Source organism: Rhizobium sp. CC1099, from assembly GCF_029714385.1.
GTDB lineage: Bacteria > Pseudomonadota > Alphaproteobacteria > Rhizobiales > Rhizobiaceae > Rhizobium.
Genome location: NZ_CP121642.1, coordinates 1864583 through 1884287, shown reverse-complemented (window position 1 = coordinate 1884287; position 19705 = coordinate 1864583). Strand labels below are relative to the sequence as shown.

Below are 19705 nucleotides of genomic sequence, written 5' to 3'. Positions count from 1 at the left end.
TGCGCCCACGGGGTCGCCGCCAGAAGAATTGGACACTTCGAAGGACGTGGTAGTGTGGCCGGCGCATCAGCCAGTTTTTGATCGATACAGTTTTGTGGGGCGCATAGTTATCCATCACGATTAGGAACGTCCAAATCGGACGATCGCATCGATCTGCTTCAGGAAGGCCAGGAACTCGGTGGCCCGATGCCGCTTGTAATATTGGCGCCGATGACAAAACCGGAGGCGACATCTAGAGCTGCAAACAACGTGGTTGTGCCGTGTCGACCATAAGAATGGGTACGCCGTTCAGGTGCGCCGGGCATCATCGGCAGCACTGGAGGGTGTCGAGTTCAGGATCGGGCTCGGCGTTACCTGAAACAAGGAAGATCAGGCCGCCTTGCGCGATGACATCGTTCGATACCGCACGGTCGCTGGCACGTCCGGGGCGATGAGGGAGATCGGGAGGTGCTGTAGAAATAGTGAGGGAAGAAAGGCTTCTTCTCGACTACGAAACCAGTGATAGATTAGGATTATCCGCATCGGCGTAGAGGGCCGAAGTTTTAAAGCGATGCAGGATGAAGCCTCAGCGCTCCTGGAAACCTTGGCGTTTACCCCGGGGGTGATCACCACACCACGAGCAACGCCGCAGATCGACACCGGATCGCGCAGGCCTATTATGAGGCGCAGGGGGTGGTCGCCGCCATCGAAGCTGAAAATGACCATGCCCGCCCTCGAATTCTAGCCTGCCTCGAACGCTTCAAGGTCTGCAAGGCTGAAGACGATATCGCTGCCGGTTGGATGCTCGCAGCCCTTCAAAAAAGGCATCGACGAGCGCGGCCTCGCCGATTGGGAAAAGCTAAAAGTCGTCGCCGATGGTACGGCGCAATTGCTTTTGACCCACGAAACAAACTCAATAGTGAAGGAGTGGGGGCAGAGCCATCCGTGGGTTCTGCGGCCTAGACCAGCGTGGTTGTCACGTTCGCATGCTGAGCCCCGGATTGCGTTCAACAAGGGCCAGGCAATGGAGTCTCGGTAGATTTCGGAGAGGTCGGCTTCTTTCATGGCAGTTGCACCGCCATGTTCCTTCAAGATTCCTATCGCAAAGTAGGGTGACGCAGAAACTCATCCGGACGCAAATCTAAGAAAACCGCATTCGTCACCGTCTCAGAGCGTGCGAAGGTGAGACGAAATCAATTGGATAGGGTAGGGGTTAACCAAAGTGGTTTGCCGCTCGTTCCCATAGTTGCTGTCATCAAGGATGCCTTCGCCAGAAAGAGGAAGCCATTAAGACGGCAGTAAGCGAAGAACGGTTCGGCTCCCGTCATGGTGCGCTTATCGACGTCTTAGACGCGATCGATAGGACCGCGTTACCCTCACCCGGCTCGTTCCTGCCATGCCCCCACAAGGAAAGAGCGATAGAGCCCGCAACGAATAGAATGGATATGACCGATAGCCAGTCCTTCCGGAGAGTGACGCCACCAACGCCCGTAGATTGAATGTCTGCCATGTCTGCCCCTTTGCCCGTACCCCTTCCATGGCGTGAAGTTAGACGGTTAGCTGCGCCTAATGAACACGCCAGAATGACGCCCACGGAACACATTAGGTCAGTTAGCATGGACTAAAAAGCTATCCCTTTTGGTTCGCTCTTGGTTCCCTTTGGTACGCCTTTTGGTTGGCCTATCCGGTCCCCTAGCGCTGCTGAACAGCCAAGAGCAAGGACCCCCGAACCCTCAGCGAAAGCTATATTCCGATACTGCGGGCAGAGCCTAAAGGCCCTGGATTCATGGCGCCCTAGAAGAGGTGTTCGGAAAGTGTTAGAAATCAATGACTTGCAGAAACGTGGGGCAGTTTTCCAGTCAACGAAACTATTGGATGTCCCACAGCCTGCGCCAGCTGGCCGAAATCTAAGGCCGCCTTTTGGGGCCGGGAGGTCTCGAACCCTACGATATTGGAGTTCGTCGAGGTCGATGCCTATCCAGCTCCGATGCCGACGACTGCGCTTTTCCAAGGATCCCGAAAAGCCAGGCCAGGCCGGCATCCATCATCGCGACTTTGGGCGCGACAGCATTGAGCCGGAAGCGCGGGAGTGGCAGAGGGGCTTCGACAGTGACGACTCCGAAGTGTGCCGCATGGATCGCGACAAACCGCCTTGGCAGTGCAGAGATCAGGTCGGTCCCGGCAATGGCAGCGAGCGCGAACATAAAATTCGGAACCGTCAGTGCAACGCGCCGTGAATAGCCTTGCTTCGCCAAAGCTTCATCGACGAAGCCATGAGGATCGCCGGTGAGTGAGACCACCAGATGCTGCATCTCGCAATATCGCTCCGGAGTAGGATCAACTGCGAACGGGTGTCCGGCGCGCATTGCTACGATAAAATCCTCCTCGTAGAGGCCGCGTGAATGAAAGCGCGTCGGGATGTGCTCAGAGGGGACGACCGCGATATCCATCGCGCGAACCTCCAGATCAGCGAAGGCGTTGCGCCATGCGCGCTCGGGCGAAGTTTCTCCCGGAACGGGAAGCAATTGACGCACGCCGAGGTCGATATTGGGCGCGGTACGCCGCAGCTCGTCGAGAAGCGGGGGCAGGAACACCGCCGAGACGCCGTCGGGAGCGCCGATCGTGAACCGGCGCGCGGAACTCGCGGGATCGAACGGTTCAGCTGTCGAAATGACGCTCCTTACCCGGGCCAAGACCTCTGCGATCGGCGCGGCCAGCTCTACCGCGCGCGCCGTCGGCACGACAGGGCGTACTAAGAAATAGCGGGTCGTTCAGAAGCCGGCGCAGTCGGCCGAGTCCGTGGCTGACCGCCGAAGGCGAGAGATTCAGCCGATCGGCGGCCCGACCGACATGCCGTTCGTCCAGCACGACCTCGAAGAGGACGAGAAGGTTGAGGTCTGTGCGCGATAGGTCAACCAGCTTCAGCATGTCGGTGAAATAATATCATTAGATTCAGTATCTTTGAAGTGATCTCCTGAGCAGGCGAGGCCGCACACGGTTGCCCCGCACTGGTGGAAACAGACAGGAGTGAACCGCATGTCAGCCACACGACGCCCCATTCTCGACGCAAAAGGCATCGGCCCCGCATTCTCGCAAATCGCCACGAGCGCTTCCCTCGAGGACGGTGAAGGCTGCGGTCCCGGTGAGGCGATCGCAGAACTTATCCGACAATCCACGGAAGCGAACGCTGCGCTCATGCGCGGCGACATCGACGGATATCGTGCGCTGAACCCTCACACGGACGACTACGTGCTGATGTCTCCATTCGGCGGCCCACCCACGCGCGGTTCGCAGATGACGGATGAGCGCTGGGAGGCGGTCGGCCGCTTCTTCAGGAACGGCACGTTCGAGCAGGAAGTGGTCGAAACCTACGGTTCAGTCGACATGGCGGTTCTTGTGATCATCGAACGATGCCGCGTCGAGGCCGGCGGCCTGCCATCCCAGGATTGGCCGCTGCGTGTTACGTTGGTTTACCGCCGCGAAGGCGTAGAATGGCGGTTGGCACATCGACATGCCGACCCTCTTGTCAACGGCGTCAGCCTGAAACAGGCAGCCGCGCTTGCGCGCGGCGAAGCGCCGTAACGATCCACGCTTAAGCTCAGATGCTGGCCTTTTCGCGCTGGATCTGGCAGGCAAGGCGGCTCAGCGCCGCTCTTAGCGTGCAGTCGCATAAGATTGCCAAGGGAGCGGGGTGGAACGAAGTCAGAATCTAACCGTTGAACTTGCGGCAGCAAGACGCGGAGGAAACACAATGGGTATCGAGCAAGCCCCGACAGAAAAGGGTAGGCAAGCCGCACGCGGACTGAGAAAAAGCACCGCAAAAGAGGAAAAGAAAGTCGAAGCCCAAAAAGGTTCTGACCTTGCAAAGGGGGCAGAACGTTTTGAGGAACGTTCGAAAAGCTCCGACGGCAAGAGCGCGGGAAAAAAACAGCGCCTTTGAGCAGATCGCTTTTTCGTTCATCAGTATGACCCGATAGAGAGATGGCGCATGGCGTTTCTCTGCAAAACATTTAGCCTGCGCCCTCGTGGTGCGGGAAAGCTGTTGTGTTCGGCGCATTGCATTGCCTAAAAGGCAAGGGAAAGCTGTGGCTGCTCCGCCGGAGTCTTAAGTACGAGCGAAGTCAGCGTAACGCCGAGAAGCCGAATGCCCGGGAAAGATCGATGGAAGCAACAGATCCATTGTTCGCTCGAGCTCGGCAATTGATGCAAGCGGGGCAGGCGCTGACTTGCTGCGGGTAATTTGCGTGAAGTCGGAGTATTCACTAGTCACCGTTTTTGCGGCGATTTCGTTTGCCTCACAGTAACCCCAGACCTTTTCGATCAGGGGTTGGACGCCGTTGCGCGCAAGCTCATAGGCACGAATGTCCTCAAGAAAAGAGTCCTCCGCCCCGACCGATTTGCGGACCCGGTCCGGTTTGACTTGTTCTTTGGTCGATGCCCCGCGCGATGCCGTAAAAGTATGGTCCTGACTTTCCGAAATGTTCGAGCAGGAACTCTACGTCTTTGCTGCGGAGGTCAGCGCCTGTTTCTATGCCGGGACGGCGCATCTTCTCGGCCGTTGCCGGTCCAACCCCATGGAACTTCTTGACCGGCAGCCCCTCGACAAACGAGGGACCGTTCTTCGGGGTGATCACGAACAGTCCGTCGGGTTTGTGCTGGTCGGATGCCATCTTCGCAAGGAACTTGTTGTAGCTGACGCCGGCCGAGGCCGTCAGGCTGGTCACTGCCTTGATCTTCGCGCGAATTGCTTCCGCGATCTCCGTCGCGATCTCCATGCCCTTCAAATTCTCAGTCACATCGAGGTAGGCCTCGTCGAGCGACAGGGGCTCGATGATAGGGGTGTATTCGGCGAAGATTTCACGGATTTGCAGCGAGACCGCCTTGTAAACGTCGAAGCGCGGCTTCTTCACGCCCGGGCGAGCCGATCATGCGACCGCGCCGGACATCGATGCGTTGGCAATCTCGTCGGAATTTTCGGCGAAATGAAGAACCGGAGGATTGCAGAGCCTTCTGAATGGTTCATTCTAAACTTCGGGTCTGCTCCACTATACCCGATGTTTAAGGGGGTTAAACCTCACGCATGATAGAAAGGTCCGAGCTTTCCGCCCATTGTCGGCAGCGATCCAATGATCCCAGCCCCAAGCTCGGCCGCGACCTGATCATAGCCGTCCAAGCCTTAGTCTATGAACGATCGCGGCCTTGGCGTTCGAAATCAAGTGAAACACCAGACCGTAGGGTCCCAGAAGGGAGAATGCTATGAAAATAGTCGTCATCGGCGGTACCGGCCTCATTGGATCAAAGACCGTCACACGCTTGCGTGCCAGAGGCCACGAAGTGCTCGCAGCTTCGCCGAATTCAGGCGTCAACACGCTGACGGGAGAAGGCCTGCCGGAGGCGCTCGCTGGAGCCGAAGTGGTCGTTGACCTGGCCAATTCGCCTTCTTTTGAAGACAAGGCCGTACTCGAGTTCTTCGAGACGGCCGGCAAAAACCTGCTCGCAGCGGAAGCCAAGGCTGGTGTGAAGCACCACATCGCGCTTTCTGTCGTAGGTACAGAGCGTCTCCAGGAGAGCGGCTACTTCCGTGGCAAGCTGGCTCAAGAAAAGCTCATTAAGGCCTCGCCGATCCCTTACTCGATCGTGCACTCCACCCAGTTCATGGAATTCCTGAAGGGTATCGCCGATTCCAGCACCGTCGGTACGATCGTTCGTCTCTCCCCGGCTTACGTTCAGCCGATCGCATCTGACGACGTGGCCGATGCGATGACGGACGTCGCGCTCGGTCGGCCTGTGAACGGAACACTCGAAATCGCAGGTCCGGAGCGTGTTCGTTTGAGCGAGCTCGTCGGCCGCTATCTAAAAGCAATGAACGATCCGCGAACGATTGAGGCGGATGCCCATGCCCGTTACTTCGGCGCCGAGCTGAATGACCAGTCGCTTGTGCCTTTGGGTGAGGCTCGTCTCGGCAAGATCGGCTTCGAAGATTGGTTCCGTCAATCCCAGCAGGCGAGACAAGTCAGCGCATGATCCGTTGGCCGTGGATAGGCGATCTGGCCACAACCCTGCTTGACGTAGAAAAAACCGAAGGAAACACCAAGATGATCAGAAGATTATTACTCACTGCAGCCTTTGCCCTTTCATCAACGATGGCCTCCTTTGCGGGTGACGCTCACAACGAGGCGAAGGTCACTCTGGTGTACGAACACGAGTTACCGAATGTTCCTGGCAAAAGCATCAAAGGTGTCTTGGTCGAATACGGCCCTGGTGGGTCATCGGCTGCACATACGCATCCCAATTCGGCATTTATCTATGCAACGGTTCTCGAAGGGGCCATGAAAAGTCAGGTTAACGACGGCCCGATCAAAACCTACCGGGCCGGCGAGAGTTTTTCGGAATTTCCGGGAGACCGTCACGGAGTGAGTGAAAACGCCAGCAAAACTGAACCTATGCGTCTCCTCGCAGTGTTCGTCGTGGATACGGACGCAAAGGAGCTCGTTCTTCCGTATCACCAATAGCTTCAGATGTGAGAGGGCGAGGATACACCGATCGCCACCTCTCCGGCGGTCGGATCGACTGTTTTGGGAGCTGGCAATTGTAAGACACGACTGCCTAGGCGCGGGTTGTCTTGGAAACCCAAGGTGAGCGGCCCGAGACCCGGAACCACAGAGGATGTTGTCATGTAATCACCGACGAAACCGTATCTTATTTCGGTGCTCAGTTGACTTACGACGCGCTGCTTCAGAGCGCTGGTACACGCGTGGCCACCCAGACGGTTTCCGATTGGCTTTACCAATCAATGGCCGGGGTAGCGGCTCCGCGAGGGTTATTTCGCCTTCTTCATCGTCGCGTTCCCCCTGCTTGGCCTGATCGAGACGCCGTGCCGGCTGCCGAACTCAATAGCCGAAGCTGTCCCTGAGGGGAGCAGGCCGGATCATACCGAAGACCACCTTGCCCGACATCGAGGGCCGGGAGCGTCACGCCGAGTGGAAAACCGTCCCCTTATTAGAAAGGAGACGGCTATTTTCTTATCAGACCAGGAAGTTTCTCGGCGGATGTCCGCTTTAACGGCAACGGGCCTCATAGCGGCGACCATAGCGATCACGATAGATGCAGTAGCCACGGTGCTCCGTCGAGCGTCCGATCAAAGCGCCGACCAGCCCGCCTGCCACTGCACCAACAGCAGCACCGCCCCAACTGTTGGTGACGACACCACCGATGATGGCGCCGGATCCGGCGCCGATCGCGGTCCCTTGTTCGGTCGCTGTACAGGATGCTAAGGTACCTACCAATGCACTGGCAAGAACGATTTTTTTCATCATTTTGGTTGCTTCCTAAATTCAATTTTCGAACGACAGAAAGCAGATAGCCCGAGCATCCATGGAAGTCCAGAATCCAAGGCCGAGCCAGGAGATGCCGGCGTCCCTGCAAAAAAGGGGGCCTTCCCAGCGGCGGACCGGGAAAGCCCTTAACCTTTCGCGCGGCTTACCGAATCCGTGCGCGTCAGGCCGCCCACAACATGGATCAAGCTTGCGGCAAAGAACATTGGACCGAAGCCTGAAAGTGGCTGGACTTTGGTCTTAGTTTATCATTCAATTTCCATCAGAATGGAGCGAAGTACGCGTTCCGGCGCCCCGATAATTGTCTCTCGCCCTGTTGGGGAGTGGTTGGCCGAGGGGAAATTCCTAATCTCATCGCTGCGTTACGGAATGGCGCGGGACAAAGATCCGGCGACGGACATACCCCGAACACGTACGCCGCGTTCTTGAGGCGGCCGGATTTCGGGAGATTACCATCCAGTCGCACGATGAAAAGCTATCGAGCGGCGATCTCGACGCAATGACCTGGGTGCTCCTGAAAGTTGGGCCGCTCGGAAAGCTCATTCGCGAGAACACCGTCCTGCAAGTGGCGGCCGAGCCTTTGTTGCCTGAGGCGCTGGCTGCCTTGGGCGACCCCTCCAGGTGCAGCTTTTGGCTGCAATCTGGATCGTGACAGCGCGAGCCGGAGCAGCGACCCGGTAATGAGCCTCCTGCCATCCAGAAAGCGTCGCTATTCACGGGCCGCGCGATGTCCTTCCGGGCGGCGTAATGCGGAATATGACAATCCGGCAAAAATCCTCTCGTCGTCGGACCACGATAGAGGTATCTTATCTGCTCGCGACCATCGAAAAATCGAAACAAAATCGATCTGCGCATGTGACGGATCGCCGATGTCGTTGGCCAGTCTAAATGGAGGCTGAGATTGAGCACCGCGTTCACCAAGGAAGAAAGTGCCGAAACGGCTTCGGAAACTCTGCTGCCCGACCGTCCGATTTCGCCTCACCCGAACCTGGTTACTGAAGCGGGATTGAAGGGCTTGGATTTGCAGCGCCAAAAAGCTCGTGAAGCCTACGATGCTGCAAGTACAATCGAAGACGTGAATGAACGGCGGCGGCAGGCAGCAATCCCCTTGCGTGACATGCGTTACTTTAGCGAAAGAATTCGCACGGCGCAGGTGGTCCCTGACCCTGCTTCATTTGACATTGTTGCGTTCGGAAGCACGGTAACCTTCCGTCGCGACGACGGGCGCGTGCAGAAATATCGCCTCGTTGGAGAAGATGAAGCTGATCCGAAGTCCGGGTCGATTTCCTTCGCATCACCTGTAGGAACGTCTCTAATGGGCAAAGCTATTGGAGACATAGTCAATGTAGGTGATCAAGAGCTTGAGATCCTTGCCATCTCCTAGAGAAGTTACGCCCTCCCAATGTCCAATCGCAAGGGACAGCTAGCTACTGGCTGGAGCGACAGTTTCTTCTAAGAAGCGAGCCTAAGGCCAAGAAGCACCATTCCGATACCCCGAACCTTCCTGCCAAGCAATGAGGTCGAGCGACGGGAAAACGCGCCGAAGGCCCTCGCTCATAGACCAACGAACGGAAAATTTCTGAATTGCCCAAGTCGCAGAACGGCGCTGCGCAGGAAAGCGTGCATGAAGTCGGTGGCCGCCTGGGATCGGTGAGATTGTTGATCATACCTTCACGCATGGCTGCGGCGACCACGGGGAGTGGCCGATCCTGAGCCAATTTTGGCATTTGCTCTATCGCTACAAGTGGGGTGGGATGGCATTCACCGGAATGTAGGTCCTATTGCACATCAATTTCAAGCCTACGCAGACCAACGACGCGGCGTCCCGCATCTCGAGGATGAAATCCGTCCGCGCCGTAATGACCTATTGGAGATCAGCCAAGGGAGACACAGCCGGTCCGTTCAGGGCGGTACCATCGACGGCAAATTGCGAACCGTGGCAGGGGCAATCCCAGCAGCGCTCGAGGGAGTTCCAGTGCACGTGGCAGCCTATGTGCGTGCAAGACGCCGAACGTTTGTAGAGCGTGCCGTCTTCGTCCCGGAATGCGGCGATCTTGGTGAGGCCCACGCGGACGATGGCACCTTCTCCCGGCCGCAGCTTGTCAAGGGAACCAATTTCTCCAGGCGCGATATACTCGACGAAATTCTTGATCGCTGTCGCGTTCTCCACGAGGTAGTCACCGATCGCCTTTGGGGTCTTGCGGGATGGCTCGTAAAGTTCCCGCCAATGGCTGTTGCCATTGAGAATGAGATCTCGGATCAGCAGAGCAGCCACCACTCCATGGGACATGCCTTCGCCGGAATCACCAGTCACCACGAACACCCGCTCGTTGCCCGGATTGCGACCAATGAAACCGGCGTAATCGATTGTCTCCATCACCTGCCCGGACCATCGATGGGTCTCGACGCCAAGATCGGGCACTAGACGTCTGGTCCACGACGTCAAGGCTGCGAACCGCTCGTGGCCGTCGTCGGCCGCGCCAGTCTTATGGTCTTCGCCGCCGACGACGAGAAAGTCCGTTTCGCCGTCGCCCGGCTGCAGACGCACGTAGTGGTAAGGGTCTTCAGTATCCCAGTAGAGCCCATCCGGGATAACACCGCGCCTGATCTCGAAGGACATCGCATAGGTTCGGTAGGGCGCTTGTTTGGTGTGGAGGGCGACACGGTCATTGATCGGCGAATTGGTCGCCACGACAGCCCATTTTCCAGTGACGACAAAGCCCGAGGCTGTCGCCACGCGGACACCGTCGTCTGTTTCCTCGACCTTTTCGACCACTGTGTCCCGGTAAAGGACGCTGCCGCGGGCGCGGACGCCGACGGCCAGCCCGCGGAGATATTTGAGCGGGTGGAATGTCGCCTGACGGGCATAGCGAAGGGCGGGTGCCGCGGAGAACCCCGCAAACGGCAAGCCGATGGTTCTTTCGACCGCGACGCCGATTTGCAGTGCGGCATCGAGTTCGCGCTCGAGATCAGCTTCCTGCGCTGACGACGGAAACAGAAACCCATCGACGCGTCTGAAATCGCACGCGATAGCCTCTGTCTCTTGAATCGCTTCGATGCGATCGATCGCGGCAGATTGGCTCTCGTGGAAGAGCCGCGCCAGCTCACGCCCCCGCAGACCAATGAGTTCGGAAAAATAGTCGTCGCATACCGATGTCAGATGCGCGGTCGTGCGGGCAGTCATGCCGCTTCCGATCTGGCCGCGATCGATGACGGCCACTTTCTTCCCAGCGAGTGCGAGCTCGTAGGCCACTGACAAGCCGGCAATTCCCGAGCCGACAACGACGACATCGACTTGGTCATCGTGGGGGAGCGGAACGGCGTCAGGCGCGACTTTGATCGGCGCCCATAAAGAGACGGTTCTTTCATCGCTGACATTCATGGCCGACTTCTCCAAAACCTACACCTGCTAAATAGGAGAAAGAACGCAAAAGTTCCCCCGAACCTTGCCCAGCGGATCTTGGGATCACTCAGGCGGAAGCCGGCCCTGCGGATCCCATCGCAGACGGTGTATCCCGACAACGCGCAATCACTTTCCAGCCTTCGCGCAGTTCCCCAACCTTCCCGAAATGCCACTGCAAGTGAGGTGAAGCTTTGTATATTAGTAAACTTTAATGTATAGTGAGATTTTCCTTTGTCGGAGATAGGATGTCGCGCGTCGAGAGATCGACCGCGGGGAGGGACGTGACATGCCTCGAAGCTTCCTTAACGTGATACTTTTTTCGGTTCTTCTCCCTTCGACTTTGATCCCAGCCGCTGCTCAAATGAGCGGCAATACCTCGATGCGGGGGAAGGATTTCGACGCGGCCGCGACGGAGCAGGCGAGGCGCTATCTGGAGGAGGGCCGCGAAACGTTTCGCTACGATACGTTCGGCAGCGAGGACTTTTGGGGAGGCAAGCTGAAGCTTCATGAGGCGATCGCTGGCGAGAAGCTGGGCGGCAAAGGGCCTGGTCTCAGCCCGAAAAAGGCGCTCGAGCTCGGGTTGAAAGTCGACGTAAACGCTATCCCCAAAGACGTAGCCGGAGCGCTGAATAGAGGCGAGGTTGATCTTGCCGATCCGACCAGCACCCTTGTCCTGCTCAAGGCCAACGCCGTTGTCGGCGTAACCGGGTTCTTTGACACCGATGGCAAGACCCTCACGTCGGTGGGGATTCAGTGCGCCGTGTGCCACTCGACCGTCGACGATGCCTACGCGCCAGGCATCGGTGCGAGACTGGACGGCTGGCCCAATCGCGACCTGAACATTGGCGCGATCGTCGCGCTCGCGCCGGACCTGAGCGCGTTCACCGAGATGCTGCAGATTTCCGAAACCGAGGTGAAGAAGGCGATCGAGGCGTGGGGGCCGGGAAAGTTCGATGCTGAACTGAACCTCGACGGAAAGGCCTTCCGGCCGGACGGAAAGACGTCCGCCACGCTCAATCCCCCGGCATTCGGATTGGCAGGTGTGAACAACCATACTTGGACCGGAGCCTGGGGCACTGTCAGCTACTGGAACGCCTATGTCGGCAATCTTGAAATGCATGGCAAAGGTGTCTTCTACGACCCGCGCCTTGACGATGCGGAGAAGTATCCAGTCGCCGCCAGGACGAAACAGGGCCACAAGCAGGACAAGGAAGACCGGATAACCGCCAAACTGCCGGCGCTTCACTTCTATCAGCTTTCATTGCCGACCCCAGTGCCTCCTAAGGGCTCCTTTGACAGCGCAGCGGCGGAGAAGGGAAAGGCCCTTTTCAACGATAAGGCCAAGTGCGCCACTTGCCATGTGCCGCCGCTCTTCACGGAGCCTGGCTGGAACCTGCATACGGCAGACGAGATCGGAATCGATGATTTCCAGGCAATGCGATCTCCGGACGAGCGCTACCGGACTGCGTCGTTGCGGGCCCTTTGGAACACGGAAAAGATCCATAAGGGCGGATTCTACCATGACGGTCGGTTCGCGACGCTCGAGGACGTCGTCAGGCACTACGACCGTCACCTCAAACTCGATCTCACCGATGAGGAGAGGAGCGATCTGATCGAGTACCTGAAGTCGATCTGACCGCTGTTCGACAACGTTGACAGCTATTCGATAATAGGGAGGCAAGATCATGAAAAAGGATCGTGGTCCGGAGGCCAAAAGCCCGGCGCAAGGTCGCTCAAGCCAAGCGGTATCCCGACGGAAATTCTTGAAAGTGACGATGGCCGGCGTCGCGGTTACCGGTGCAGGTGCGCTTTCTTCTTGCATGACGGGTCAGCCTGGCGCACGCGGCGCTGGAACGACCCCTAAGTCTGCGGCGCGCTACCAGAATTCGCCGAATAAGGGGCGTCGGTGCGGCGGATGCACCCATTTCCTCAAGCCAAATGCATGTGAGATCGTTGCAGGTGAAATCAGCCCCAATGGCTGGTGCCGCTTCCACGAGCCGCGGCCGGCTTGAAGAAGTGAGACCCAAGATGGACGCACCCGGTGAGCAGGACGGTAGATATGATTACGCCAGCCGCATTGCTGGCGAGCATCTTGCTGTTCTCCAGCGTAGAAACAAATGTTTTCAGGCCAAACCACCAGCGAGGAGATCCTGAAGCGGCTCAAGGTGCACGATGGCTTTGAAGGCAGCGTTTTTGCCCGCAACATCGGCAACGCACGCATGATTGTGGTTGCAGATGACGGTGACGCGACCCGAGGAAAAGGAGGGCGCTTCAAACCACCGCTTGGTGGCCTCCGACCTTGACGCTTCCACGGCACCGCTCTTCGAGATAGCCGTATGTTCCTAGCTCCGTTCATGGCGATGGCGGGCAACGTGAATGCGGATGCACGATCGGCTAGCTCGAAGCGGGCATCGACGACCTATTCGCCGGGGCGAGCACGGGAGGCGAACTCGCCTTTGCGCCGGACGGAGCGCTGCGCATCAATCTCGGCAGTTCCTGCAACGTCCGTTTTGAGAGCAGCGATGAAAAAGCGGCCGACCTGCGCCTCGACCTGGTGGCCACAAGACGCGGACGGAGCGTCAAGCACGCCGCGCCGCCTCGATAGCGGCGACGTCGATTTTTCTCATCGTCATCATGGCCTCAAACGCGCGCTTTGCTTCGTCACCGCCAGCCGCCAGCGCGTCAGTCAATACGCGGGGGGTGATTTGCCAGGAAATGCCCCACTTGTCCTTGCACCAGCCGCACGCGCTCTCCTCGCCGCCATTTTCGACGATGGCATTCCAGTAGCGGTCGGTCTCCTCCTGGTCGTCGGTGGCGATCTGGAACGAGAAGGCTTCGTTGTGCTTGAATACCGGCCCCCCGTTGAGGCCGAGGCAAGGAATGCCCGCAACTGTGAATTCGACCGTCAACACACCGCCCTCTTTGCCCGCCGGGTAGTCACCGGGTGCACGGTGCACGGCACTCACCATGCTGTCGGGAAAGATCTCGGAGTAAAAGCGAGCGGCAGCCTCGGCGTCATTGTCGAACCAGAGGCAAATCGTATTCTTAGCCATTGCGTGTTCCTTTCGCTTTGAAGCAATCTGGCCTTTCCTCATCCGCTACGCTCGGAAATAGGGAACCAACCGTTTTTCGCCATCCTCGGAAGTGTCGATCGTAAAGGGCGCTAACCTTGACGTGGTTGCCGCTTTGGACTGAACGGCGGAACGCGCCAATTGCGGTCGTTGAGAGCTGGAAGCAAGAGTGCTGCTTTTGCATGGGGCTGCGCGGTGTATCTGCCTTCTAACTGGAGGTGTCGCGAAGGCTATCAAGTTGGGCTTGCTTCGATCGTCAAGGATTTCGGTGTTCCCCAAGGCGGAGGAGCCGTTCCTCCTCCCGATCCCGAGCACTTTCGCGGCAGAGTTCCAGATGCGATGATCGAGTTCTGGCAGCAGAACGGGACCGGGATCATATTGGACCAGTTCGACGATCCCGACAAATACGCCCCGATTATCAAAGCTGAGCGCCAGCTCTCTTGAATCGGCGCCGCGCCGGTGCCGACCGCAAGCACCATGCTGGTTTTCGGGCGCGGCACGGTATTTGCCGTCTGCCATTTCCTTGCAGTAGGGCAGGTAATCATCAAGAGCTGCCCAGCATCTGCAGCGTGCTGCAGCCTCCAACGAGACAACTTTCGCATGTCGTTCATTTCCGGCATGTCAGTCCCGGTCGAAACGCGGACGCCAGCCACGGACCAAGCCAAGGTTCAGGGCGCTTTCCGCCAATGCGAGCTGCAGCCTCAAATGATGATTATCGGCCAACAGTGTCGCGATCGTCGCCTTGGCGTCGTCGTCGTGAAAGGCGAGAGCGGCCTCGACTTCATAATCGGTGTCTTCCCTTGTGACAGGCCGCATCAGGGAACTAGCCCTTCCGCCTTGGCGCTGCGAAGAACCGTCTCGACCGCGTTGTCCGGATCGCCGTCAGAGGTAAACCACACAGGTTTTCCCGAAACATCTTCCGAGCTACGCATGGTTCTGAAGACGCCGCAGGAAAGCCCGCTTTCGCAATCTATGGCGACCTCGAACTGACCCATCGGCGAACCGAGGGCCATATCGTAGGCGCCTGCCACGAAGAGGCGTTTGCGATCCAATCCCGAGCCGGTTTTCAGCGCGTTGAGCAATCGTGGATGCGCTTCAGAAAGGGCGACTTCGCAAGGCGGCGTCCAATAGGTACCTTGTTCCAATTCTCTCTTGATCGGCTGCCGGGGCATGATCGTTCTCCCCTTACACAATTTGTTGCAACGGGCGGTCGCGCCGCCGTTTGTTCCTATTATGTTCTCATCGTGATAAGAGTCAACACATCTTTGGATGTGCGCCGAAAGATCGAGCTACCGAGACGGCTGATCGACCTTAAGAACAAGGTTCTGGCCAGTCGGCACTTCTGGAGTTTCTCCCCGTTGCCGGTGCGTGAATACGGCATGTTCTCCAGGTTCGAGCCGATTTGGGTTCAGCCCAGGCCCAGGACGGCCGGCTCCGCGGGAATGCGCGGTTCAGGTGAGTATTCAGGGCATGTAGATAGACTGCCGCCGCCGACGCGGGCGACGCTCAAAGCCAGCGGGCATGTTCGCGGTTGGAGCAAAAGAGGAACTGAATGGAACCCGGCGTCATTCCTGGTGCTGCGTCGGAGGCTACAGGTGAAGTTTAAGCTTACTTGGGTTTCCTTAGGTAAACAGAAAAACGCGTATTCGGGGGTCTTTGTGGAGCCGCGACTTCTTCTTAAAGGTCGGGCGATTGCTTCTGCGGTAGACCTCACCAGCCGCCGAATTATCCTGATCTGCCTTCGCATGGCGGCATCCAAGTCGTGATCGACTGTCACTCTAAAGCATGGGTATCCCTACGATAAGGATTACGATCAGTCCTGCCATTACGAGCGATGTCTCGATCAGAAATATCGCCACTTGTCGTCCGGTCATGTCTGGAAAAATAGCTTTCATTGAAGCGTCTCCTCGCAATAATATTCCAATGTGCGCACCATATCACAGGAACTTGTAGAACGTTTTTATTTTTATTGCGGCGAAATGCCTTGCTTAAAACCTAATCAAAGCGCACAGTATTTCTGTCGGCAGCATTTGAAGCGGGCGCTGCCGCAAAAGGGTTAAAATCCTTCGCCCCAATCAAAGGAGGACGTGATGTCTTCCATGTTCCATCATCAATTTTCCTTTGAACACGTTGCAATCAGAATTCTGGTCGCGCTCAGCTTCGCCTTCATCTTGTTTCTGATTTCGGGGGGCTGGCTGTGGTAACCATTCTTTACGTCGGTGAAACTGCAGCTATCGAGGGCTCGACGCTGCAGCGAATTTTGAAGCGAGCCAATTATGCGACATCGGACATGCAAGCCGACGAGGGCCCGGAGCGTCACGAGGAAGTCGTGATCATCCGCCGCATTGAGGCCGGCACGATACCTTCGCAGAGCTACCCGCCCTCTCTTCGGCGCAGGCAAAGCTCAGACCCGGATGCACTGGCGTCGTGGGAGAACGAAGGCGGCGCAACCAGCGCGCGCTCGGCGGCAGCCTCGAAAGCTGCGGCGAACCGAAGGTGACCTGCGGTGACCTGGCGCAGCGACCACAAAGGGCTGTCCGATCCGGACCAGATCGCGTCAGGGCCATAAACGCATGAAGAGAAAGCTGACCGGGACGGAAAGATCTCCTGGCTGCGCGGCAAGCGCCTGTCGCCTCAGCATCAAACCAGACGGAGTCTGCCATGAACAGAACAACTGAAACCGAGATCAGGTTCGATCATTCGTTCCTCATCGAATCTCTCGTTATGCCACTGGCAGCCGGGACATATCGGCTAACGGTGGACGAAGAACGGATCGAGGAACTGTCCTTTGCCGCTTACAGGACATTAGCCGCTCATCTGGAAATTCCGTCAATTGAAACGCCTTCGCTCAAGAGGCAGCATTTGCAAGTCACGCGAGCGGAAATCGATGCGGCGCTGCTGAAAGACCAGCAAGCCGCACGACCGCCGGCGACCGAAGATCGCGTCTAAATAGGGAACGCAGCTCTATCGTGACTTGCCACGGAACCGCGCCGAGGAGGCGTGCATCTCGTCCGTCGAGGGAGACTGATGTTGCCGTCGTATATGAGCATCCTCGAGAGATATTATTTGCTTTGTCTACTCCGAGGGCGCATGGTCTAAGCTTCCAGCAGTAATCATTACGGGCGCTGCTGTTTGAGGGTCCCCAAACCCTTTGCCCCGACCGAAAGGAGGATGTCATGTCTTCCGAAACATCCATTAAATATATGACGAGCGACGACCTCAACTTACTTCAGGGGGTGCTGAAGGATGCTGGCTATACGGACGACGTTCTCTTTGAGCAGCCTCGACCCTTCCCCATCGCAGCCCGGCTTCTGATCGGCCTCTTTCAAGAGGGAACGACCAGTCCAGCCGAACTGACTATCCAGCTCGAACGACATTTCGGTAAGCCTAAGAAAGAGGCTGTTATGCTCGGAGCCCCACGTTTCCATCGCTTTGCGATCCAAGGGCTTCCGGCGCATCCATCTGGCGCGATCCATTAAGCCCACATCCAAAGGCAATGAGCGACAGAGCCTTTTTGCCGCGCAACATTCTCGGAAGGAGACGCGACCTCACAGTACGCGCCGAACTGCCGTGGATACTCAGGTAACTGTGAGTGGGGCGCCGATTTAGACTTGGGCTAAGAACATGACGTAGTCTTCGGATGCATCCGCAAGCACGAGAGCGATATCGTTAGGTGACAGGCCCGTACTCTCTAACCGCCCGATCATTTCCAACATCGCAGCTTCGACCCGCACGCGGCAGTCGGTCACCGGAAATGCAAACACATTCGCAATAAGCGCGTTTTCGGCGTTTTCTATCATGTCTGTTCCTCATTGTGGGAGCATCGTAGAAGCCAGAGCTTTCGCAAGCGGAACCGCGTACAAACTTCACAATCGCCTACTGGCGATACGCGTCGCGACTACGCGAAAGCGCAGTTAACTGGCCGCGTTTTCTTGCGGCGTCCGCCATGGGCCTTTTTCCACTTGGGGAGGGGATTGCCCTTCCATCTCCTTTATGGCGAGCTCCCAATTTTCGCGGTCTTTTCCTTCAGGGCAGCCTTCCCTTTCCCATATAGCGTAAGCGCGGGCTTGTACTTGTTCTTCCTTGGATTTCTGCATAGCGCTATCCTTTCCTGGTCGCTTCTGTCACGCATCGGCGAGGTTTGTGACACACGTTTAGCTCACGTCCTGAGCAGCAAATGCCCCAGGACGGCGACCGAGATGAACATCGCGACGAGAACCGCAAAGTATGTCGCAACCGAGCGGAAGTTAGTTTCCCGGATCAGGCGAACCGTGTTTTCACGATAAGAACGGAGCGCGGTGGATGGCATGTTAGCCTCCTTGAGCGTGGCTACGATGAGGAACATCGAATAGCCGCGTGTGGTCAAAAGACCTCGTTTGCGGCATGGAAATTGATCATGAACGGCTCGTTCTGCTGGTTGCCCCATGCAAGATTTAAGTGGCGAGCTCGGGGAAATGGTGGACCGTGCAGGACAAGGGCTTGCGCTGGAACAGGGTGGGACCATTCCGCCTCCGCAGTCCACCCGGTAAACAAGGCGCGTAGGTTATTGTTCCCCTCGAAGGACAAATGATTTCGTTGCGTTCCCGGTAGAAGAGCATAGGGTGCGTATTGTCGGCAGCCGTTGAAAAGGGCACTGCCGCTTGAGAGCGCTACGCTCCCGCCCCAAGCATTGGGGAGAAGGTCATGTCCTTTCCTGACCGTTTCGATCACAACAATAGACATTCATCTTACGACCTTGAAAGCCTGAGAATTGCATTCGACGACTGGAATGAAAAATCAAAGTCGGAGCTGCTGGACGATAAGGTCACGGCCAGGCCGGATATCCGCATGGCATGTCCCCGGTCGCGAGCTATACTACCCTGCGGCACATCGGGCATGCGTCCGATGAAACACGCCGCCGGAAAGCCGCCCACGATAGCGGAGGAAACGCACCGCGTTTCGGCGATCATCATTCGAGCCGAGATGAAGGCAAGAATGGCCAAGACCGCCCATCTGAAAGCCCTGCGATTGGAAAATGAAGAGCGGGTCAGGCTGCGTGCGGCGACGGTTAAAACGCGAAAATATTCACCGACTTGACTTTTTCGCCAAACCTCATCGTTGGCTACAGGTCCTTCTCACTCTCTTGCCTAATCCCAGCGTTCTGTCGCTCCTTCAAATAGACGTCGATTTCTCCTCCGCATGTCGCCGTAAGGTTCTGGATCGAATATTCTTCCGCCAGTGCTTGGTCGCGTAACATATCTACCTCCTGCTCAAATCCCGCGCTACAGTTTTCAAGCAGCGGCAGCGCTACGCTTTCTTGGACTTTGTCCGCCAGCCAGTCATTGATCATCTTCATTCTTCTTTCCTCGATGAGACGCCAAATTGACGTAGAGTGGGATATGCCGCCCTATGAAAGGCTGCGGCAAATCAAGACAAACGAGAATGTTGCGAGTGGCGGGACGATTGCCCAGATAAACCACCTGGCACCACCACAACAGATCGACATGCACCATGACGGGCTAGGGTGTGGAGGCCCTTAACCGGCAGCGCCCGTGCTATGGCCGCCGAAGGGGCGACATTGCGCCGAGGAAGCGGAAACGCAAATGAATTTATGCAGCTGCTCGTCGTTTTACGAAGTTTCGTGGAATTCATTTCCCCGATCGGGGGGCAGGTTTTGATCTGCGCTTATCTTTGCTTTCATCAGGTCGCACGCAAAGACGTGAAATCGGAGCGTTTGCAAAAAGCTGACGAGCTGTTCGCGAGCCAAAGACGTAGGCTCGCCCCTGAGAACGCCCCCGGCAATTTCGGCCTCCTGGACCGCGATCTGGATTCGATCATCGGTGACCCGCTGCTTTGCTGCTTCAAGTGCTGAGCGCTTTTTCATTGCTCATCATAGCACGGTTTTCAGCCATGCTGTCTGGAAAGCGTTCTAACTGACG

Annotated in this window: 23 protein-coding genes and 4 pseudogenes; 14 read left to right on the top strand and 13 right to left on the bottom strand. The window is 57.2% G+C overall.

The window, feature by feature from the left end:
- Positions 1-43: 43 nt before the first annotated feature.
- The 3 genes and pseudogenes from QA644_RS30275 to QA644_RS30265 all read right to left on the bottom strand — a co-directional run.
- Positions 44-320: pseudogene (locus tag QA644_RS30275) on the bottom strand (transposase); the annotation flags it as partial.
- Between the two features lie 49 nt (positions 321-369).
- Positions 370-705 (bottom strand): hypothetical protein, encoded by a 336-nt coding sequence (locus tag QA644_RS30270; protein ID WP_283072839.1) that lies wholly within the window; start codon positions 703-705, stop codon positions 370-372.
- A 1217-nt stretch (positions 706-1922) separates the two neighbouring features.
- Positions 1923-2907: pseudogene (locus QA644_RS30265) on the bottom strand (LysR family transcriptional regulator).
- A 108-nt stretch (positions 2908-3015) separates the two neighbouring features.
- On the opposite strand from QA644_RS30265, the gene QA644_RS30260 reads away from it, so the two are divergent.
- Positions 3016-3561, top strand: coding sequence for a DUF4440 domain-containing protein (locus QA644_RS30260; RefSeq protein ID WP_283072838.1), 546 nt, complete (start codon positions 3016-3018; stop codon positions 3559-3561).
- A 169-nt stretch (positions 3562-3730) separates the two neighbouring features.
- Positions 3731-3919 (top strand): hypothetical protein, encoded by a 189-nt coding sequence (locus QA644_RS30255; protein WP_022712572.1) that lies wholly within the window; start codon positions 3731-3733, stop codon positions 3917-3919.
- 125 nt (positions 3920-4044) lie between these two features.
- Here the strand turns inward: QA644_RS30255 and dinB are convergent.
- Positions 4045-4883 (bottom strand): annotated as a pseudogene (gene dinB, locus QA644_RS30250) (DNA polymerase IV); the annotation flags it as partial.
- A 352-nt stretch (positions 4884-5235) separates the two neighbouring features.
- Between dinB and QA644_RS30245 the strand changes: the two are divergent.
- From QA644_RS30245 to QA644_RS30235, 3 genes and pseudogenes are all read left to right on the top strand, one after another.
- Positions 5236-6003 (top strand): SDR family oxidoreductase, encoded by a 768-nt coding sequence (locus tag QA644_RS30245; protein WP_283072837.1) that lies wholly within the window; start codon positions 5236-5238, stop codon positions 6001-6003.
- 71 nt (positions 6004-6074) lie between these two features.
- Complete coding sequence (locus QA644_RS30240) at positions 6075-6491, top strand: cupin domain-containing protein (protein WP_194731897.1); 417 nt, start codon at positions 6075-6077, stop codon at positions 6489-6491.
- Positions 6492-6655: 164 nt separating this feature from the next.
- Positions 6656-6775: pseudogene (locus tag QA644_RS30235) on the top strand (LysR family transcriptional regulator); the annotation flags it as partial.
- Between the two features lie 262 nt (positions 6776-7037).
- On the opposite strand, the gene QA644_RS30230 reads toward QA644_RS30235, so the two are convergent.
- Positions 7038-7295: a YMGG-like glycine zipper-containing protein gene (locus tag QA644_RS30230; protein ID WP_022718096.1), complete on the bottom strand. Its 258-nt coding sequence runs from the start codon at positions 7293-7295 to the stop codon at positions 7038-7040.
- Between the two features lie 919 nt (positions 7296-8214).
- Between QA644_RS30230 and greA the strand changes: the two genes are divergently transcribed.
- Positions 8215-8697 carry a transcription elongation factor GreA gene (gene greA / locus QA644_RS30225; protein ID WP_283072836.1) on the top strand — a complete coding sequence of 161 codons (483 nt, stop codon included), beginning with the start codon at positions 8215-8217 and terminating at the stop codon, positions 8695-8697.
- A gap of 480 nt (positions 8698-9177) precedes the next feature.
- Here the strand turns inward: greA and QA644_RS30220 are convergent, their stop codons facing one another.
- Positions 9178-10695, bottom strand: a complete 1518-nt coding sequence (locus QA644_RS30220) for an FAD-dependent oxidoreductase (protein ID WP_283072835.1) — start codon at positions 10693-10695, stop codon at positions 9178-9180.
- 382 nt (positions 10696-11077) lie between these two features.
- Between QA644_RS30220 and QA644_RS30215 the strand changes: the two genes are divergently transcribed.
- Together QA644_RS30215 and QA644_RS30210 are read left to right on the top strand one after the other, a co-directional pair.
- Positions 11078-12352: a c-type cytochrome gene (locus tag QA644_RS30215; RefSeq protein WP_283072834.1), complete on the top strand. Its 1275-nt coding sequence runs from the start codon at positions 11078-11080 to the stop codon at positions 12350-12352.
- A 481-nt stretch (positions 12353-12833) separates the two neighbouring features.
- The gene (locus tag QA644_RS30210; RefSeq protein ID WP_194730715.1) at positions 12834-13019 is read left to right on the top strand and encodes a hypothetical protein; all 186 of its coding nucleotides are present in this window, start codon (positions 12834-12836) and stop codon (positions 13017-13019) included.
- Positions 13020-13295: 276 nt separating this feature from the next.
- Here the strand turns inward: QA644_RS30210 and QA644_RS30205 are convergent, their stop codons facing one another.
- The gene (locus QA644_RS30205; protein ID WP_283072833.1) at positions 13296-13769 is read right to left on the bottom strand and encodes a VOC family protein; all 474 of its coding nucleotides are present in this window, start codon (positions 13767-13769) and stop codon (positions 13296-13298) included.
- 213 nt (positions 13770-13982) lie between these two features.
- Here QA644_RS30205 and QA644_RS30200 point away from each other — a divergent pair, with 213 nt between their 5' ends.
- Positions 13983-14231 carry a GAD-like domain-containing protein gene (locus QA644_RS30200; protein ID WP_283072832.1) on the top strand — a complete coding sequence of 83 codons (249 nt, stop codon included), beginning with the start codon at positions 13983-13985 and terminating at the stop codon, positions 14229-14231.
- A 177-nt stretch (positions 14232-14408) separates the two neighbouring features.
- Here QA644_RS30200 and QA644_RS30195 read toward each other — a convergent pair whose 3' ends face one another.
- On the bottom strand, positions 14409-14603 hold the full coding sequence (locus QA644_RS30195; protein ID WP_283072831.1) for a hypothetical protein: 195 nt from the start codon (positions 14601-14603) through the stop codon (positions 14409-14411).
- Entirely contained in the window at positions 14603-14959 is a 357-nt protein-coding gene (locus QA644_RS30190) for a hypothetical protein (protein ID WP_074072450.1), read from the bottom strand. Before QA644_RS30190 ends, QA644_RS30195 begins: the two co-directional genes overlap by 1 nt.
- Positions 14960-15984: 1025 nt before the next feature.
- Between QA644_RS30190 and QA644_RS30185 the strand changes: the two genes are divergently transcribed.
- The 3 genes from QA644_RS30185 to QA644_RS30175 all read left to right on the top strand — a co-directional run bounded on the left by QA644_RS30185 (position 15985) and on the right by QA644_RS30175 (position 17266).
- Positions 15985-16287, top strand: coding sequence for a hypothetical protein (locus QA644_RS30185; RefSeq protein ID WP_283072830.1), 303 nt, complete (start codon positions 15985-15987; stop codon positions 16285-16287).
- A gap of 161 nt (positions 16288-16448) precedes the next feature.
- The gene (locus QA644_RS30180; protein WP_239603219.1) at positions 16449-16736 is read left to right on the top strand and encodes a hypothetical protein; all 288 of its coding nucleotides are present in this window, start codon (positions 16449-16451) and stop codon (positions 16734-16736) included.
- 227 nt (positions 16737-16963) lie between these two features.
- On the top strand, positions 16964-17266 hold the full coding sequence (locus tag QA644_RS30175; protein WP_283072829.1) for a hypothetical protein: 303 nt from the start codon (positions 16964-16966) through the stop codon (positions 17264-17266).
- 126 nt (positions 17267-17392) lie between these two features.
- Here QA644_RS30175 and QA644_RS30170 read toward each other — a convergent pair whose 3' ends face one another.
- From QA644_RS30170 to QA644_RS30160, 3 genes are all read right to left on the bottom strand, one after another.
- Positions 17393-17587, bottom strand: coding sequence for a hypothetical protein (locus tag QA644_RS30170; RefSeq protein ID WP_194730723.1), 195 nt, complete (start codon positions 17585-17587; stop codon positions 17393-17395).
- A gap of 114 nt (positions 17588-17701) precedes the next feature.
- Positions 17702-17884 carry a DUF2934 domain-containing protein gene (locus tag QA644_RS30165; protein ID WP_194730724.1) on the bottom strand — a complete coding sequence of 61 codons (183 nt, stop codon included), beginning with the start codon at positions 17882-17884 and terminating at the stop codon, positions 17702-17704.
- A gap of 62 nt (positions 17885-17946) precedes the next feature.
- On the bottom strand, positions 17947-18096 hold the full coding sequence (locus QA644_RS30160; RefSeq protein ID WP_194730725.1) for a hypothetical protein: 150 nt from the start codon (positions 18094-18096) through the stop codon (positions 17947-17949).
- Positions 18097-18671: 575 nt separating this feature from the next.
- On the opposite strand from QA644_RS30160, the gene QA644_RS30155 reads away from it, so the two are divergent.
- Complete coding sequence (locus QA644_RS30155) at positions 18672-18863, top strand: hypothetical protein (RefSeq protein ID WP_239603226.1); 192 nt, start codon at positions 18672-18674, stop codon at positions 18861-18863.
- 25 nt (positions 18864-18888) lie between these two features.
- Here the strand turns inward: QA644_RS30155 and QA644_RS30150 are convergent, their stop codons facing one another.
- On the bottom strand, positions 18889-19122 hold the full coding sequence (locus QA644_RS30150) for a hypothetical protein (RefSeq protein ID WP_283072828.1): 234 nt from the start codon (positions 19120-19122) through the stop codon (positions 18889-18891).
- Positions 19123-19323: 201 nt separating this feature from the next.
- Between QA644_RS30150 and QA644_RS30145 the strand changes: the two genes are divergently transcribed.
- Positions 19324-19638 (top strand): hypothetical protein, encoded by a 315-nt coding sequence (locus tag QA644_RS30145; RefSeq protein ID WP_283072827.1) that lies wholly within the window; start codon positions 19324-19326, stop codon positions 19636-19638.
- Positions 19639-19705 lie beyond the last annotated feature (67 nt).